Annotated in this window: 14 protein-coding genes; all 14 read left to right on the plus strand. The window is 43.6% G+C overall.

Annotated elements, in window-relative coordinates; translation table 11 throughout:
* The first annotated feature begins 42 nt into the window (after positions 1 to 42).
* The 14 genes from ACFQWC_RS19450 (at position 43) to atpE (ending at position 15354) form a co-directional block, all read left to right on the plus strand.
* Positions 43 to 483 carry a GNAT family N-acetyltransferase gene (locus ACFQWC_RS19450; RefSeq protein WP_377108857.1) on the plus strand — a complete coding sequence of 147 codons (441 nt, stop codon included), beginning with the start codon at positions 43 to 45 and terminating at the stop codon, positions 481 to 483.
* Positions 484 to 836: 353 nt separating this feature from the next.
* Positions 837 to 1877 carry an L-threonylcarbamoyladenylate synthase gene (locus ACFQWC_RS19455; RefSeq protein WP_377108858.1) on the plus strand — a complete coding sequence of 347 codons (1041 nt, stop codon included), beginning with the start codon at positions 837 to 839 and terminating at the stop codon, positions 1875 to 1877.
* Between the two features lie 176 nt (positions 1878 to 2053).
* On the plus strand, positions 2054 to 2608 hold the full coding sequence (locus tag ACFQWC_RS19460; RefSeq protein WP_299746469.1) for a manganese efflux pump MntP: 555 nt from the start codon (positions 2054 to 2056) through the stop codon (positions 2606 to 2608).
* 186 nt (positions 2609 to 2794) lie between these two features.
* Positions 2795 to 3232 (plus strand): low molecular weight protein arginine phosphatase, encoded by a 438-nt coding sequence (locus ACFQWC_RS19465; protein ID WP_377108859.1) that lies wholly within the window; start codon positions 2795 to 2797, stop codon positions 3230 to 3232.
* Between the two features lie 24 nt (positions 3233 to 3256).
* Complete coding sequence (locus ACFQWC_RS19470) at positions 3257 to 4546, plus strand: methyl-accepting chemotaxis protein (RefSeq protein ID WP_299746464.1); 1290 nt, start codon at positions 3257 to 3259, stop codon at positions 4544 to 4546.
* A 338-nt stretch (positions 4547 to 4884) separates the two neighbouring features.
* On the plus strand, positions 4885 to 8970 hold the full coding sequence (locus ACFQWC_RS19475; RefSeq protein ID WP_377108860.1) for a S8 family serine peptidase: 4086 nt from the start codon (positions 4885 to 4887) through the stop codon (positions 8968 to 8970).
* Between the two features lie 161 nt (positions 8971 to 9131).
* On the plus strand, positions 9132 to 9575 hold the full coding sequence (gene rpiB, locus ACFQWC_RS19480) for a ribose 5-phosphate isomerase B (RefSeq protein ID WP_044340552.1): 444 nt from the start codon (positions 9132 to 9134) through the stop codon (positions 9573 to 9575).
* Positions 9576 to 9587: 12 nt separating this feature from the next.
* Positions 9588 to 10130 carry a TIGR01440 family protein gene (locus ACFQWC_RS19485; protein ID WP_377108861.1) on the plus strand — a complete coding sequence of 181 codons (543 nt, stop codon included), beginning with the start codon at positions 9588 to 9590 and terminating at the stop codon, positions 10128 to 10130.
* 413 nt (positions 10131 to 10543) lie between these two features.
* Entirely contained in the window at positions 10544 to 11785 is a 1242-nt protein-coding gene (locus tag ACFQWC_RS19490; protein WP_377108862.1) for a serine hydroxymethyltransferase, read from the plus strand.
* Positions 11786 to 12220: 435 nt separating this feature from the next.
* Entirely contained in the window at positions 12221 to 12850 is a 630-nt protein-coding gene (gene upp / locus ACFQWC_RS19495) for a uracil phosphoribosyltransferase (protein WP_044339995.1), read from the plus strand.
* 881 nt (positions 12851 to 13731) lie between these two features.
* On the plus strand, positions 13732 to 13953 hold the full coding sequence (locus ACFQWC_RS19500; RefSeq protein WP_044339993.1) for an AtpZ/AtpI family protein: 222 nt from the start codon (positions 13732 to 13734) through the stop codon (positions 13951 to 13953).
* A 5-nt stretch (positions 13954 to 13958) separates the two neighbouring features.
* On the plus strand, positions 13959 to 14333 hold the full coding sequence (locus ACFQWC_RS19505; protein WP_299744059.1) for an ATP synthase subunit I: 375 nt from the start codon (positions 13959 to 13961) through the stop codon (positions 14331 to 14333).
* 22 nt (positions 14334 to 14355) lie between these two features.
* The gene (atpB, locus tag ACFQWC_RS19510) at positions 14356 to 15069 is read left to right on the plus strand and encodes a F0F1 ATP synthase subunit A (protein ID WP_299744062.1); all 714 of its coding nucleotides are present in this window, start codon (positions 14356 to 14358) and stop codon (positions 15067 to 15069) included.
* 72 nt (positions 15070 to 15141) lie between these two features.
* Positions 15142 to 15354, plus strand: a complete 213-nt coding sequence (gene atpE, locus ACFQWC_RS19515) for a F0F1 ATP synthase subunit C (RefSeq protein WP_044339990.1) — start codon at positions 15142 to 15144, stop codon at positions 15352 to 15354.
* Positions 15355 to 15390: the final 36 nt, after the last annotated feature.

Below are 15390 nucleotides of genomic sequence, written 5' to 3' on the forward strand. Positions count from 1 at the left end.
ATACATTAACACTAGGGGATGATAGAAAGGGAGGAAGAAATGATGTTAAAAGTGATTCGCCAGGCAACACAGGAAGATATTCATGAAGTAGTAGCCTTCTTAACGAAAGCGGGTTTAAGTACAGAAGGCATTAAAAATAGTGTTGATTGTTTTTTAGTAGTGGAAGACTCAGAGAAGCAGTTGATTGGAACACTTGGGATCGAAGTTCAGGATAAAATCGGTCTTCTGCGCTCACTCGTTGTGACTTCTTCTTTTGAAAGTGAGGAATTGTTTGCTCTATTTCAAGAGATTTTAAAATTGGCGAAAGAGAAAGAACTTACGCGCCTTTACTTAATATCCAATCGGAAAGCGTCGCTAAATTTCTTTGACCTATTAGGTTTTCAACAGGAAAAAGAACCTTTTGTGGATGAACTGAAGAATTTCGTTCACGCTAAAAAGTTATCCACAGTGGATAACTGCATTGCGATGAGGCTTGATCTTTAGGGTGAAATGAGAGGTTTCGACAAATTTCCACTGCAATAAACTATTTTGCGATAGTAGTCTGCTAGTAGACTGAATCATTTTTATTAAGAAATGATTCAGTTTTTTTATGTGTAAAATTCGACAAAAAACGTAAGGTGCCATTCACTAACGTAAATATCTCTTTTTTCAGAATTATTCACACCATCCACAGGTTTATCCACAGTCTGTAGTATTTTATTAACGTTTTGTGGACAATACTTGAGAATTTTTGGGGTTTCTTTTATACTTTCAAAAGAGTACGATAGTTGAACGCTTGTTAATTCAGTATTTATACACACTGTTTGAGTGTTGAAATAAAAAGGTGGATGACGGAAATGATGAAACACTGGATTGTGGAAAGTGATGTGGATAACAATAAAAGTTATCCACAAATTGTGGATGCAGCGAAGGTTCTTCAACAGAATGAGGTGGTGGCCTTCCCGACAGAGACGGTTTATGGTCTGGGTGCGAATGCGAAATCAGATTGTGCTGTGGAGAAAATCTTCGAAGCAAAGGGAAGACCATCGGATAACCCACTGATTGTCCACATATCAAATAGAGATCAGCTGGAAGGATTGGTGGCGGAAGTTCCTGAGGATGCAGCGAGCCTCATCGATGCTTTTTGGCCGGGTCCGTTAACCATTATTTTTAAAAATAAGAAAAACGTATTTTCTGAAAAGGTAACAGCGGGTTTACCGACCGTGGGGATCCGGATGCCTGATCACCCTGTTGCCCTGGCAATCATTGAAGCATCAGGACTCCCGATTGCGGCTCCAAGTGCGAACCGCTCAGGGAAACCAAGTCCGACAACGGCTCAGCATGTCATCGATGATTTGGAAGACCGAATTGCAGGAGTGGTCGACGGAGGAGAAACGGGTGTAGGCGTTGAGTCGACGGTTGTAGATTGCACCGGACCAAGCCCGATTATTTTACGTCCCGGAGGAGTCACGAAAGAACAGCTGGAAGAAGTAGTCGGTAAGGTGGAAGTAGATCCCTCATTAAAAGAAGGGAAAGGGGCTCCGAAATCCCCAGGTATGAAGTATACGCACTATGCTCCCGACGCTCCCGTTTATTTAGTGGACGGTACGAGGGCGGACCTTCAGAAATTAGTAGACATTAAGAAGGAAGAGGGGCTCAGAGTAGGTGTGTTAACAACAGAAGAATTTGTGAATGACTTTCAAGCAGACGTCATTCTATCCGTTGGTCGAAGAGAAGACCTGAGTACAGTCGCACAAAATCTTTATGATACACTGCGCACTTTTAATAGAAGTAACGTGGATATTATTTTTTCCGAAATGTTTCCGGAAGAAGGAGTTGGTTTAGCGATTATGAACCGACTTCATAAAGCGGCCGGGTATCGGGTGATGAAAGGATAATGTTTTGCCCCTATGGTTTGAGAGAACCGTAGGGTTTCTTTGTGAGAGGACCAATATTCACTATAGCAACAAGGTTTTTACAATAATGCCCAATCTCCACTCCATTTCTCATTCTATTTTCCCTGGGACGTGCATACATTTGTTCTGTAGGCATGTCCGGAGGGGGAAAAACAAAGATGACAACAATTATTGGAGAACTGATTACCTTGATGTTAATGGCATTTGCTCTTGGGATGGATGCCTTTTCGATCGGAATCGGAATGGGTATGTTTCAGCTGAGATTAAAGCAAATTTTATATATAGGATTAGTCGTTGGAATCTTTCATGTGTGGATGCCGCTCCTCGGGATGATGACGGGAAAATTTTTATCCGAACAATTCGGGTCTTTTGCAGCCTATGCCGGTGGAATTCTTTTGATCATTCTAGGGATTCAGATGTTTATGTCAAGCTTCAAGGAAGAGGAAACGACACTCATTTCTCCAGTAGGGTTTGGATTGGTACTCTTTGCCTTGAGTGTCAGCTTGGACAGCTTTTCAGTCGGACTGACCCTGGGTATTTTCGGTGCCAGAACAGCAATCGCCCTTTTCTGTTTTGGAATAGCGGCCACGGTGTTGACTTGGGCCGGTTTATTGATAGGACGGAAATTTCAGGGGGTACTTGGGACGTATAGTGAGGCCCTTGGCGGAAGTATTTTGTTTGCATTTGGGATTAAACTGTTGCTGCCGTTGTAAAAAAGATCGCTAAATGCAGATTGCGAGTTTTATAGACGAAGGTCCGTCCCTCATGGTGATGGACTTTTTTGTTTTACCATTTATGCTTGTTGCTTCAGGGGAGCCCCCTGCGCTTTTCTTTTTTTGTGAATGGGCTATGGGCAGATTGGAAAATATTTTATAATAGGCTGTAAGGAGGATGACGTGATGAATATTTTATTTGTTTGTACAGGAAATACGTGCCGAAGTCCTATGGCGGAGGCGGTCTTGAAACATAAGGGCGCGGAGAAGTTTGATGTGAAGTCTGGAGGGGTTTTTGCCATGGATGGAAGTGATGCTTCATTTCAGACTAAAGAAGTGCTAAAAGAGAACGATATAATACATAGACACCAATCGAGTTCACTTTCGAGAGAGAATCTGGACTGGGCTTCCTATATTTTTACGATGACATCGAATCATAAGCGGGCGATTGTGGATCAGTATCCACATGTGGCGGACAAAATCTTCACACTAAAGGAGTTTGTCCTTGAAGATCCTGCTGACTTGGATGTGTCGGATCCTTACGGGGGAAGCGTGGACATCTATAGAAATACATACAGAGAGTTGGATTCATTGATTGAGGATTTAATGAAAAAGCTGGAATAAGGACGAGACAGGGAGAGAAAAAGGATGGGGAAAGAGAGAAGCTACAAATCGGGTCTTAGAAAGAAGTTGGTTCTCTTTATCACGCTTCTTGCGGTGGTGACGTATTCAACAAGTGCACTTTTTATTTATTTTATCAAGCCTACTTTTGCACCTGATATGAAAGAGCTTTTATTTACGAGCATGACACTGGTTATGGGTGTGTTCTGGTCGGGTGTGCTGGCTTTCTTTGCGGCAGGATTTATCGTCAAACCACTTCAGCGCTTGGAACAGGCGGCGTTGAAAGCAGCACGAGGGGACATTGCGGTGGAAGTAGAGGTGCCAAAGTCGGATGATGAAATCCGATCGCTCGCATTGGCCTTCAATCGCATGCTTCATAACCTCCGCGACATGGTATCGAGTATCGACGAGAATTTCACCAAAACAAATTCGAATGTGATAGAGCTGTCGAGAGCATCGGAAGCAGCTTCCACTCAAGCGGATTCCATTTCCAAAACGATCAGCGAAATTTCAGCAGGTGCCGAAAGCTCGGCCACGGCCATTCAAACGACGGCTGAATCTGTTGAAGATGTGATTCGAATCGCGCAGGAAGTACAGAATCACTCCAAATCATCTGAGCAAATGTCCAAGAATATGGTGACGGAGCTTCAAGGGAGCAAGGAAGTCATTCATTCCCTGGTGGAAGGTATCAGTCGGCTTGCGAAAGGTAATGAAGATTCATTGGACGCCGTGCACAGATTGGAAGACAATGCGAAAAAGGTTGAGCAGATCATTCAACTGGTCGGGGATATTGCAAACCAGACCAATCTTCTCGCCTTGAATGCCTCCATTGAAGCGGCGCGGGCAGGAGAACACGGTAAGGGATTTGCTGTTGTCGCCGAGGAAGTCCGAAAGCTGGCAGACGAAAGCGGCAAAGCGGTACAAGGCATTTCAAAACTCATCAAGAACATTCAAACTGAGGTTGGCAGTGTGGTTGGACATATCAAGACTCAAGTCGATTCAGCTAATTCCGAAGCAAAAAAAGGGACCCAGACCAATGAAATGATCGAAACCATGACGAAAACGATCCATGAAGTGGCGGACGCGGTTCAAAACATTTCAGTCCTTGTAGATCAGCAGATGGAAAGCATCCGATTGACTTCAGAGCAATCCCAGGAGGTTGCTGCGATTGCAGAAGAAACCTCTGCCGGAGCGGAAGAAGTGTCTGAATCTACAAGAGAACAAGCGGTTGTGATGAGCGACGTACAGAAATTGGCATTGAACCTTAAAGAGCAAGCGGAATTACTGAAGAGTACGATTACTCGGTTTCATTTGTAAATGAAAAAAGGATGGCCCCAAAAGTTATTTTGGGACCATCCTTTTTTCGGGTGCACATCTATCTAGAATAGGTCACTCCAGAAAATATACATAGTGGGAGTTGACCCATCTCATTATTAGTACTTTCCTATAAACAAATTCCCCCAACTAAATATCAATTTATCAGCTCAATCCTACTAAAAAAAATTCATAATACGCTCAAAATGAAAGAAATTTTAACGATGAGTGAGATGAAAGTACTAAACAAAAACCCCATAGCCTCTCTACTTAAATATTATTACGATAAAGCTAGTGAAAAAAATTAGACTTTTTAGAGAGAAAAGGTAGAGGGGGACACTATGAACGTTCATTCGGTAGTTAAAAAAGGGGCCGCGGTTGTCTTTACAACAAGCTTGCTTGTTTCAACGCTTAATCCGTATTTTTCTTCAGGAACAGCTGATGCAGAAGAACAAAAGGCAAAAGATATACTATCTTCTTTGACAGAAGAGCAGAGAAAAGCTCTACATACATTAGAGACATCTCAACAAACTGGCCTATTGGTGGATCCTTCCATTAGGTTGGATGCTGATGATATGACCGATATCATTGTACAATTTCATCAGTATACAGCTAAAACAGAAGTCGCTGCTGGTGTGAAGATGGGAAAAACGATTTTGTTGTCAGAAGCCAATGAGAGAGTAGAAAGATCGCACCAAAAATTTAAGAAAGACGTTGAAGCTTTAATCGGAAAGAAGAAAACCGGCAAAACGGCTTATGAAATAACACATTCTTATAAACAGGCATTTAACGGGGTGGCGATGTCCCTGCCGGCAAACGAGATTGAGAAATTACTGGATTCGGATGTTGTCAAAGCCATCTGGAGTGACAAGGAAGTAGAGGGGATTCAACCTGTAAAGGAGAAAGCCGAACGGCCGATCATGACATCCCCGTCTCATAACATGGAAACGAGTCATACAGAAGGCTTTACCGGTGAGGGAATCAAAGTCGGAGTCATTGATACAGGCATCGACTATAATCATCCCGATTTGAAGGATGCATACAAAGGCGGATATGATTTCATAGACGATGATGCTGATCCGATGGAAACTACTTACGAAGACTGGAAAAAGTCAGGAAGACCGGAAGTTGCGTCTGGCAGTGTCTATTACACCCTCCACGGTACTCATGTAGCCGGCATCATAGCAGGACAAGGGACAAGCGGCAGTGAATTTAGTGTGAAGGGTGTCGCCCCTGGAGCCGATTTATATGGATACAGGGTGCTGGGTCCTTACGGGAGAGGAACGAGCAGTGACATCATTGCGGCAATCGATCGTGCTGTTTCAGATGGGATGGATGTGATCAACTTATCATTGGGGGCGGAAGTCAATGACCCGCTTTATCCAACTTCAGTCGCTGTTAACAATGCGGTGCTGGCAGGAGTCACATCGGTGGTTGCTGCAGGGAACAGCGGAAGTGGCATGAAAACCCTTGGCTCTCCGGCAACAGCAACCTTGGCACTGAGTGTCGGGGCGAACGATGTGGATATAGTAGTGAATACATTTACCGGGACAGTTCCGCTGAGTAACGGAAGTGCCGATGTAGAATTACGCTTGATGGCACAGGATTTTAGTGATGCTATGTCCGGGTGGGATGGACAAAGCCTTGAGGTTGTAGATGTTGGACTAGGACAGAACGCAGATTATCAAGGGAAAGATATGAAAGGGAAAGCCGTGCTTGTATCGAGGGGAGCGATTTCCTTTTCGGAAAAAATCAAGCTGGCCAAAAATGCGGGGGCTTCTGCCATCCTATTATTCAATGATAATAAAAAGGAAGGGCATATCCCTTACTATTTAGGGGAATCTGTTCATTATCTTCCAACATTCTCACTAACGAACCAAGATGGGTTGAAAATCAAAGATGGTCTGACAGATCAATCAGAAATGGTGTTTTCAGAAGCAGGATCTATTTTACAAGAAGGGGGAACCCTGGCAGACTTCAGCTCCCGGGGACCTTCACGCAGTCAATATGAAATCAAACCGGAAGTAACGGCTCCAGGAGTCCAAGTGCTTTCTACCGTACCGGCTTATGCGAATGGTGCCGATTATCTGGATAACTATGATTCTGCCTATCAGAGACTGTCTGGTACATCCATGGCATCTCCTTATGTAGCGGGGGTGGCGGCGCTATTATTAGAGCAGAACCCTGAATACACTCCGGAAGAAATCAAAACACTCCTAATGAATACGGCAGACCCACTAAAGAAAGATTATAGTGTATTTGAAGCAGGGAGCGGGCAGGTCGATCCTATTGAAGCTTTGAGCGCAACATCGAGTGTGATGGTCGATAATCCTTCGGTCACGATCATGGATGGTGCTGAAAAAGAGATCAACTCTCCATCGGGTGCGCTTAACTTTGGTCTTTCCATTAAAGATGGAGCATCTTTTATTGAAAGCCGTTCGATCCAGGTGAAGAATACAGAGAAACACACGAAAATTTTTGACGTTGACATTGAATTCCAAACCGAATTTAGGGGTTCAAAAGACGCATCAGAAAATGGCGTAGTATTAAATATCGATAAAAGAGTGAAAGTGAAAGGAAATAGTACAAAAAACATAAATGCTTTTATCACAGCTCCAAAGACAGCAGAGCCCGGTACGTATGAGGGAATGGTCACATTTAGAAACAAAGCGGATAAAAATGAATCCTACAGGGTTCCTTTTGCTTTCGTTGTGATGGAGGAAGGAATCAATTATGCGAAAACCACTCCTAAAGCACTGACAGGGGATTATGATTTGTATTATCCCTTTGTACCATTGCCTGGATTATTCTTTAACTTAAAGTCTCCAATGAAGACAATCGATGTCCTTCTAGTGGACGGAAAGACAGATGCAGAATTAGGTTATCTGGGAAGTATGAATACCTCTAGTCTAATTGAAGATACCGAATATTATATCGGTTCTGTATTCAATGGAACGTATTTCCCGTTCACAGGAAATGAAGATCAGCCGATTTCTGCTACAAGAGTAAAAGTCCCTTATGGAGCCGGACATTACAAGGTGAAGATGATTGCAACCACGAAGGAAGGGAAGTCATTCGAAATGGCTGATCATACAATCATCGACCTAACAGGTGCTCAATTTGAAACGGATGTAAATGAAGGGGTGATTGAGTACGAACCAGGGATGGAGTCCTACACCGTTACAGGAAGTGTGGTGGATCGTACGTATGAGAAATACCAGGAAGAAGGCGTAGACATCGATCAGACCGGGAATTTCGTCATGGTAAAAAGCGGAGGTCCATACTTCACGGATGGTTTCTATACAGATGAAAACGGAGAGTTTGAATACAGTATTCCGCTTAACCCATCCATAAATAGCTTGGATGTAGCTCTTCAAGGCTACAATTCCTCCGGGCTAGGAGAAGATTACAAGTACTATACGTTTGTAAAAGAAGGAACGCCTTACATGGAAGGGACACTCGGGCAAAAACATGTGAGAATGGGTGAAACCACCAAGATCACGTTAACGGCGAACAACCTTTCAAATGCAAAGGAATTGACGTCTAGCTTTACGTTCAAACAAGGAATAGTGGACATTACAGACGTAAACATCCACCCGGAATTTACTGAAATGGGAGCATCCATTTCTTCCGATTATCTCGCAACAGGCTCTTCAACGAAGCTTACGATCCATGCTGAAATCCCGAATGGTGTTTCGGGTGATGTTCCGGTGGCAGAGGTAACAGTGAAAGTGAAGAGTGATTCCTATGAACGTTATTTAACATTTGAAAACACAAAAACGAATTTCATCAATAATGAAGGTGAAACGATTTCAATGGTCTCGACTATTACACCAATGTTTATAATCCCGACTTTCTCGAAAATATCTGGAAGTTTGGCCGCACCTGAATCCTTACAAAAAGAAGATGGTCGTCCTGGATGGAGGTTCGGATTGGACCCATCACAATTGGGGGCAAGTCTGACCGTCAAAGATCAAGAGGGCAATGAATATCCAGGATCAATCAACCGATATGCACAGACAGAAGTTCAAAAACTCCCGCTGACAATGGATCAAATGATCTTCTCTGTTGATATTCCGGGTCATTTCACCGTCCACACACCTTTTAATGTAGGGTATAAAGATGATGACGGTAACCCGGCAGCCCAATGGAACTCAGGGGTAAGCACAAAAGCGCCTACCCCTGGAGATGTGAATAAAGACGATGTCATTGATGTATTGGACGCACTTGAAGTCGAAAAACATTGGGGAACAAATGAGCGCTCAGCCGACATTAACTTCGATGGGACGGTTAATGAGAAGGATATGTCATTCATTCAAAAGCACTATCTGAAACAGAATCCAACCGTTGAATCTGTTCATGAGCCGAAAGAAAGTGTTGAAGGAAGATCTTTGGAAGATATACTGATATCGCTTGGAATCCAATAAAAGTTCAGGCTGGGGAGAATTATTCTTCCCAGCCTATTTTCTTATTAAGCTGAGAATGAGTAGCAACATATAAAAGGAGCTAAAAAGAATCCGAAAAACTTTATATAATGAAGAGTATGTGGCAAAATAAAACGTAACAAAGGCTATGGGAGTGGATCACTATGAAAATTGCAATTGCATCCGATCACGGCGGGGTAAATATCCGCGAAGAAATCAAATCATTATTAGAAGAGCTGGGCCTCGAATATGAGGACTTCGGTTGTGAGTGTGGAACGTCCGTTGACTATCCGGACTATGCCGTACCTGTTGCAGAAAAAGTGGCGAGCGGAGAGTTCGATCGCGGCATTCTGATTTGTGGTACAGGCATTGGCATGAGCATTTCAGCTAATAAAGTCAAGGGAATTCGCTGTGCTCTTGTACATGATGTATTCAGTGCAAAAGCGACACGTGAGCACAATGACAGCAATATGTTAGCCATGGGTGAACGCGTCATTGGTCCAGGACTTGCACGTGAAATCGCCAAAACATGGCTCGGTGCGGAATTCGAAGGTGGCCGTCATGCCAATCGTATTGGGAAAATCACGGCATACGAAGACAAACAATAGGAAGTGGATTCGATGGAAATCACTCAATTAAAGGAAGAGTTACAAACGATCCTGGGAGATTTCAGCGAACAGGTTCACATGAAAAAAGGACAAGTGTTTGTTGTCGGCTGTTCCACATCAGAAGTGATGGGGGAGCGGATCGGGACATCAGGAACGATTGAAGTAGCAGAAATGATTTATGCTGAACTAAAAGGATGGGCCGATTCCATTGGCGTTTCACTGGCTTTTCAATGCTGTGAGCATCTAAACCGGGCGCTCGTTTTGGAGAGAGACGCTGCAGAAAGAAAAGGTCTGGAGGAGGTTACGGTCATTCCTGTGCGAAAAGCAGGTGGAGCGATGGCGACCCAAGCATATCACTCCTTTGAAGATCCTGTCATGGTAGAGCATATACAAGGCGACGCCGGCATCGACATCGGAGATACCTTTATCGGCATGCACCTGAAACACGTAGCCGTCCCCATCCGGGTATCACAGAAAAGCCTCGGCGAAGCCCACGTCACACTCGCCAAAACCAGACCCAAACTCATAGGCGGAATCAGAGCCGTATACGAATAATGCACATTGGAAGGTCCGTTTCTCTTAGTTGAGGGACGGACCTTTATTTTAGTGTTTCTGTCTATTTGAAACCTGTTTTGAATCCCGAACTATATAGAGGGTTAAGGAGATTATGATTATGATAAAAGGGTGGAAGTGGAGATTTTGAATCAAGGCAGTGATATCACTAACAATCATGAAAATTTTATAATCATTCGACAATTATAGTCACAATGCTACTCGTGGGGGCCAGTCAGGTAGTAGATCGAGAATATTGTGAATAACATTACACGAGGTCCGTCCCTCTAAACACGAACATTACGATTTGACTAGAGGTTTTTATTTCGCGTTTTGCTGAATCGTGTTAGAATGAGATTGAATGAATCAATGAGGCACCTAGAGCAGTTGGGCCTATGAATTAAAGGGGGATATGTATGAGTAAGATTGCCAAGCAAGATCCGGAAATTTATGCAGCGATTCAAGATGAATTAGAGCGTCAACGAACAAAAATCGAGTTAATTGCATCTGAAAACTTTGTCAGTGAAGCGGTTATGGAAGCACAAGGCTCCGTTCTGACAAATAAGTATGCAGAGGGGTACCCAGGTCGTCGCTATTATGGTGGCTGTGAGCATGTCGATGTAGCTGAGAATCTGGCTCGCGATCGTGCGAAGGAACTATTTGGAGCAGAACATGTAAACGTTCAGCCTCACTCAGGAGCACAAGCCAATATGGCAGTCTACTTCACAATCCTTGAACAAGGTGACACAGTTCTTGGAATGAACTTATCTCATGGTGGACATCTGACTCACGGAAGTGCCGTCAACTTCAGTGGAATTCAATATAATTTCGTAGAGTATGGTGTGGATGAAGAAAAGCACCTGATCAATTACGAAGATGTTAGAGAAAAAGCGTTAGAGCACAAGCCGAAGCTGATCGTAGCTGGAGCAAGTGCATACCCAAGAGCGATCGATTTCGCGAAATTCCGTGAAATCGCTGACGAAGTGGGAGCATACTTAATGGTGGATATGGCTCACATCGCCGGTCTTGTAGCGGCTGGCCTTCACCAGAACCCGGTTCCTTATGCAGACTTCGTGACAACAACGACTCACAAAACATTGCGCGGACCTCGTGGCGGAATGATCCTATGCAGAGAAGAATTTGCAAAGAAAATAGACAAGTCTATCTTCCCTGGCATTCAAGGTGGACCACTTATGCACGTGATCTCAGCTAAAGCTGTTGCATTCGGTGAAGCTCTGAAGGATTCGTTTAAAGAATACGCACAGAACATCATCGACAATGCCAACCGTTTAGGTGAAGGACTTGTTAAAGAAGGAATCAACCTTGTATCCGGTGGATCAGACAACCATCTACTACTGATCGACCTGCGTTCACTTGGACTGACTGGTAAAATCGCAGAGAAAGTCCTGGATGAAATCGGCATCACCGTCAACAAAAACACGATCCCATTCGATCCGGAAAGCCCATTCGTTACAAGCGGTGTCCGTATCGGAACAGCTGCTGTTACGTCAAGAGGATTCGGGCTTGAGGACATGGACGAAATTGCTTCCATCATGGCACTGACTCTTAAGAACCATGAAGACGAGGCAAAATTGGAAGAAGCACGCAAACGCGTCATCGACCTGACAAGCAAATTCGAATTATATCCAGAAAGATAATTGATGATGACCTCTTCATTAGGGACTGACCTCCCTGGTGGAGAGGTTTTTTAATAGAAAAGTAGATGATTCATCGGTTTTAAGTTCTAAATACCGGGTGTGAGGAGCAACTTAAATGGGAATCCGGTCGTTATTTACGATAATCCAGCCGTTTTCCGTTAAAATCCGGCCGATTTTGATAATAATCCAGCGGCTTTTTTAAAAAATCCGGCCGTTTCTGGCATTAATCCAGCCGATTTACATAATTAACCAAAAAATCAATCGATTCCACTACCTTACACGTCTTTTCCCTCGCCACTCATATCATTTCTAACGATTCCATTACACTTCCCATCTCTTGTTGCTCTTAAATTGTCTTTTATGTACAATAGTCTGAGGTGTAAATGAAGTGGACAAACTATTTTTACATAAATCGAACTTAAAGGAGAGAGTCGAGTGGGCAAAGTATATGTATTTGATCATCCGTTAATCCAACACAAATTAACGTTTATTCGTGATAAACAAACAGGTACGAAGGAATTTCGTGAGCTTGTTGATGAAGTGGCGACACTAATGGCGTTTGAAATCACACGCGATTTACCGTTAGAGGATATTGATGTAGAAACACCGGTAAGCAACGCAAAGGCCAAAACACTTGCAGGTAAAAAATTAGGGATCGTTCCTATTCTGCGAGCAGGATTAGGAATGGTTGACGGAATTCTTAAACTGATCCCGGCTGCAAAAGTAGGACACGTTGGTTTATATCGTGACCCTGAGACTCTTAAACCGATTGAATATTACGTAAAGCTTCCAAGTGATGTGGAAGAGCGTGACTTCATCCTGGTCGATCCGATGCTTGCAACAGGTGGATCTGCTGTTGAAGCCATCAACTCATTAAAGAAACGCGGCGCGGTAAGCATCAAGTTCATGTGCCTTGTTGCCTGTCCTGAAGGGGTGGACGCAATCAAGGAAGCGCATCCTGACGTTGATATCTTCATCGCTGCTCTTGATGAGAAGCTGAATGAAAAAGGATACATCGTTCCTGGTTTAGGGGACGCGGGAGATCGTTTATACGGTACAAAATAATTTGAAGTAAATAAGAAAGCCGGATTATCAACACGTGATAATCCGGCTTTCTTATTTATAAAACCGGCAAACCCCATTGTTATTTAATTGGAAGTATTTACATTAAATTCAAGGGTTACTCATAAAAAGAATTTTCTATATAATGGAGGGGCATGTGGAGATAGAACCTATGGATTTGTTAATATAATGAGCAATCGATGCGAAAAGTGTTAAGTTTGTTGGGCTTTTTCATTCGGGGGAATCCTTGAATATGCTTGATGGGCCTGACCAGTCGGCTCCGCTTTTCGGCATGTCCAGCTCCGGCGGGTAGTCCCTCGAGGTCACAACTGAAAAATCCCAAAAGGCAAAGAGCGCCTTTAGGGAACTCCCAGTTGTGCTTGTCGGGCCTGACCAACCCGCCTCCGCTTTTCGAGATGTCCAGCTGCGGGGGCTTGGGGCTCGAGGTCATAAGTCAAGCCGACCAAAAAGGCAAAGAACGCCTTTCCGGTCGACTCGCCTTATGCTTGTCGCCCCAGGGCAAGCCCCCTCCGCTTTTCGACGTGTCCAGCTCCAGCGGGAAGAGGCTCGAGGTCATAAGCCAAACTTACCAAAAAGGCAAAAAGCGCCTTTCCGGTAAGTTCGCCTTATGCTTGTCGCCTCTAACCAACCCGCCTCCGCTTTTCTGTAAATGTGTTGAAAATGTGAACAATTTGGGAACGCGTGGATAGGTTGTGAACTTTTTAACTTGAACGCATTGACATAGATAAAGCCCTATTGTATGCTTACAAAGGGTATAAAATGATAAGGTTTTCACAAGGGTTGAACCCGTATGAAAACGGTTTTTCATCATTTGTACAGTGTTAATGATTTTCCACTAAATCACATGTGTGGAGATGAAAAAAATGCGTCAAAATGATCGACGCCCGTATCAATCGATGGTCTTGTATTCTGCTATTCTTTCCCAGCTTGTTGGTTCTATTTTAATAGGGATCTTCGGCGGGAGATGGTTAGATGGAATATGGAACACCACACCACTTTTCTTAATTATTGGACTACTCCTTGGGCTCGCAACAGGAATCTACACCATGCTCCGTACAGTCCAACATTTCAATTCGGGAGATTAATGTAAATGCCAGAACTTCAGCAAGTGTTTAACAGGCATCGTAAGTACATATTTTTCCTCCTTTCCCTTTACGTCCTCGGTTGGGGTTTCACTTCCTATCAGTCTATTTTCCTTGGGCTTATTTTGGGGACAGGCATCAGTCTGTTTAGTCACTGGCTGATCATGAGGAGAACCGTGCGATTCGGTGATGCAGTAGAAGCTGGTCAAAAGGTTCGATCTTTAGGGACCTTCTCAAGGATGGCAGGTGCGGCCTTTGCAGTGATCATTGCAACGGAATACCCTGAGCACTTTCATCTCCTGAGCGTCATTATTGGATTAATGACAATTTATGTTGTCATTATGATAGATTATTTTATTCAGCAGCTTAAATCTCATAAATAGCGGGGAAGAGAGGTGAATTTCATTGCATCATGAAAATCCTACAGCCGAGTTTCTAGGGTTAACTTTTAACCTGGCGAACGTACTGATGATCACAGTGGCAAGTGCCGTTGTATTCCTCATCGCCGTTCTGTCAACTCGTAGACTGGCCATGAAACCGACCGGAGTGCAAAACTTTATGGAATGGGTCATGGACTTTGTCAAAAATATTGTGAAAAGTAATATGGATTGGAAAACAGGTGGTCGTTTCCATCTCCTTGGACTTACTTTACTCATGTACATTTTCGTATCAAACATGTTAGGGCTTCCGTTCTCGGTTGTCATTGACCACGAATTATGGTGGAAGTCACCAACAGCGGATCCAGTTATTACTATGACCCTGGCGGTTATGGTCGTTGTGTTAACACACTATTATGCAATCAAGATGAAGGGCTTCGGTGAATACGGTAAAGACTTCTTCAGACCTATGTCGTTCTTATTCCCGCTGAAGATTATTGAAGAGTTTGCCAACACACTAACGCTTGGTCTTCGTCTTTACGGTAACATTTACGCTGGGGAAATCCTGCTTACTTTACTGGTAGGAAGCTTGGCACACATGGGAGCAGCCGGATTACTGGGTGCCATTATCCCAACGATTGTATGGCAAGGTTTCTCAATCTTTGTCGGCGCAATCCAATCATTTATTTTTGTTATGTTAACGATGGTTTATATGGCTCACAAAGTCAGCCTGGACCATTAATATATACCCTGTTCAAAATTGAACAAAACTACTCAAAACATTTTTTCATACATTTAAAGGAGGAAATTCAGAATGGGTCTTTTAGCAGCAGCAATTGCAATCGGTTTAGCAGCACTAGGTGCAGGTATTGGTAACGGTCTTATTGTTTCACGTACGGTAGAAGGTATGGCTCGTCAACCGGAAGCTCGTGGAATGCTTCAAACTACAATGTTCATCGGGGTTGCGTTAGTAGAGGCGATTCCTATCATCGCAGTAGTTATCGCATTCATCGTAATGGGTCAATAATAGCAGTTTAAAGTTCAAGATGGCGAAGATCATTCG

This window comes from Rossellomorea sp. GCM10028870 (assembly GCF_042666755.1).
Taxonomy (GTDB): domain Bacteria; phylum Bacillota; class Bacilli; order Bacillales; family Bacillaceae_B; genus Rossellomorea.

Coding starts and splice junctions, on each gene's coding strand:
- ACFQWC_RS19450 (WP_377108857.1), top strand. CDS start 43: ATGTTAAAAGTGATTCGCCAGGCAACACAGGAAGATATTCATGAAGTA.
- ACFQWC_RS19455 (WP_377108858.1), top strand. CDS start 837: ATGATGAAACACTGGATTGTGGAAAGTGATGTGGATAACAATAAAAGT.
- ACFQWC_RS19460 (WP_299746469.1), top strand. CDS start 2,054: ATGACAACAATTATTGGAGAACTGATTACCTTGATGTTAATGGCATTT.
- ACFQWC_RS19465 (WP_377108859.1), top strand. CDS start 2,795: ATGAATATTTTATTTGTTTGTACAGGAAATACGTGCCGAAGTCCTATG.
- ACFQWC_RS19470 (WP_299746464.1), top strand. CDS start 3,257: ATGGGGAAAGAGAGAAGCTACAAATCGGGTCTTAGAAAGAAGTTGGTT.
- ACFQWC_RS19475 (WP_377108860.1), top strand. CDS start 4,885: ATGAACGTTCATTCGGTAGTTAAAAAAGGGGCCGCGGTTGTCTTTACA.
- rpiB (WP_044340552.1), top strand. CDS start 9,132: ATGAAAATTGCAATTGCATCCGATCACGGCGGGGTAAATATCCGCGAA.
- ACFQWC_RS19485 (WP_377108861.1), top strand. CDS start 9,588: ATGGAAATCACTCAATTAAAGGAAGAGTTACAAACGATCCTGGGAGAT.
- ACFQWC_RS19490 (WP_377108862.1), top strand. CDS start 10,544: ATGAGTAAGATTGCCAAGCAAGATCCGGAAATTTATGCAGCGATTCAA.
- ACFQWC_RS19500 (WP_044339993.1), top strand. CDS start 13,732: ATGCGTCAAAATGATCGACGCCCGTATCAATCGATGGTCTTGTATTCT.
- ACFQWC_RS19505 (WP_299744059.1), top strand. CDS start 13,959: ATGCCAGAACTTCAGCAAGTGTTTAACAGGCATCGTAAGTACATATTT.
- atpE (WP_044339990.1), top strand. CDS start 15,142: ATGGGTCTTTTAGCAGCAGCAATTGCAATCGGTTTAGCAGCACTAGGT.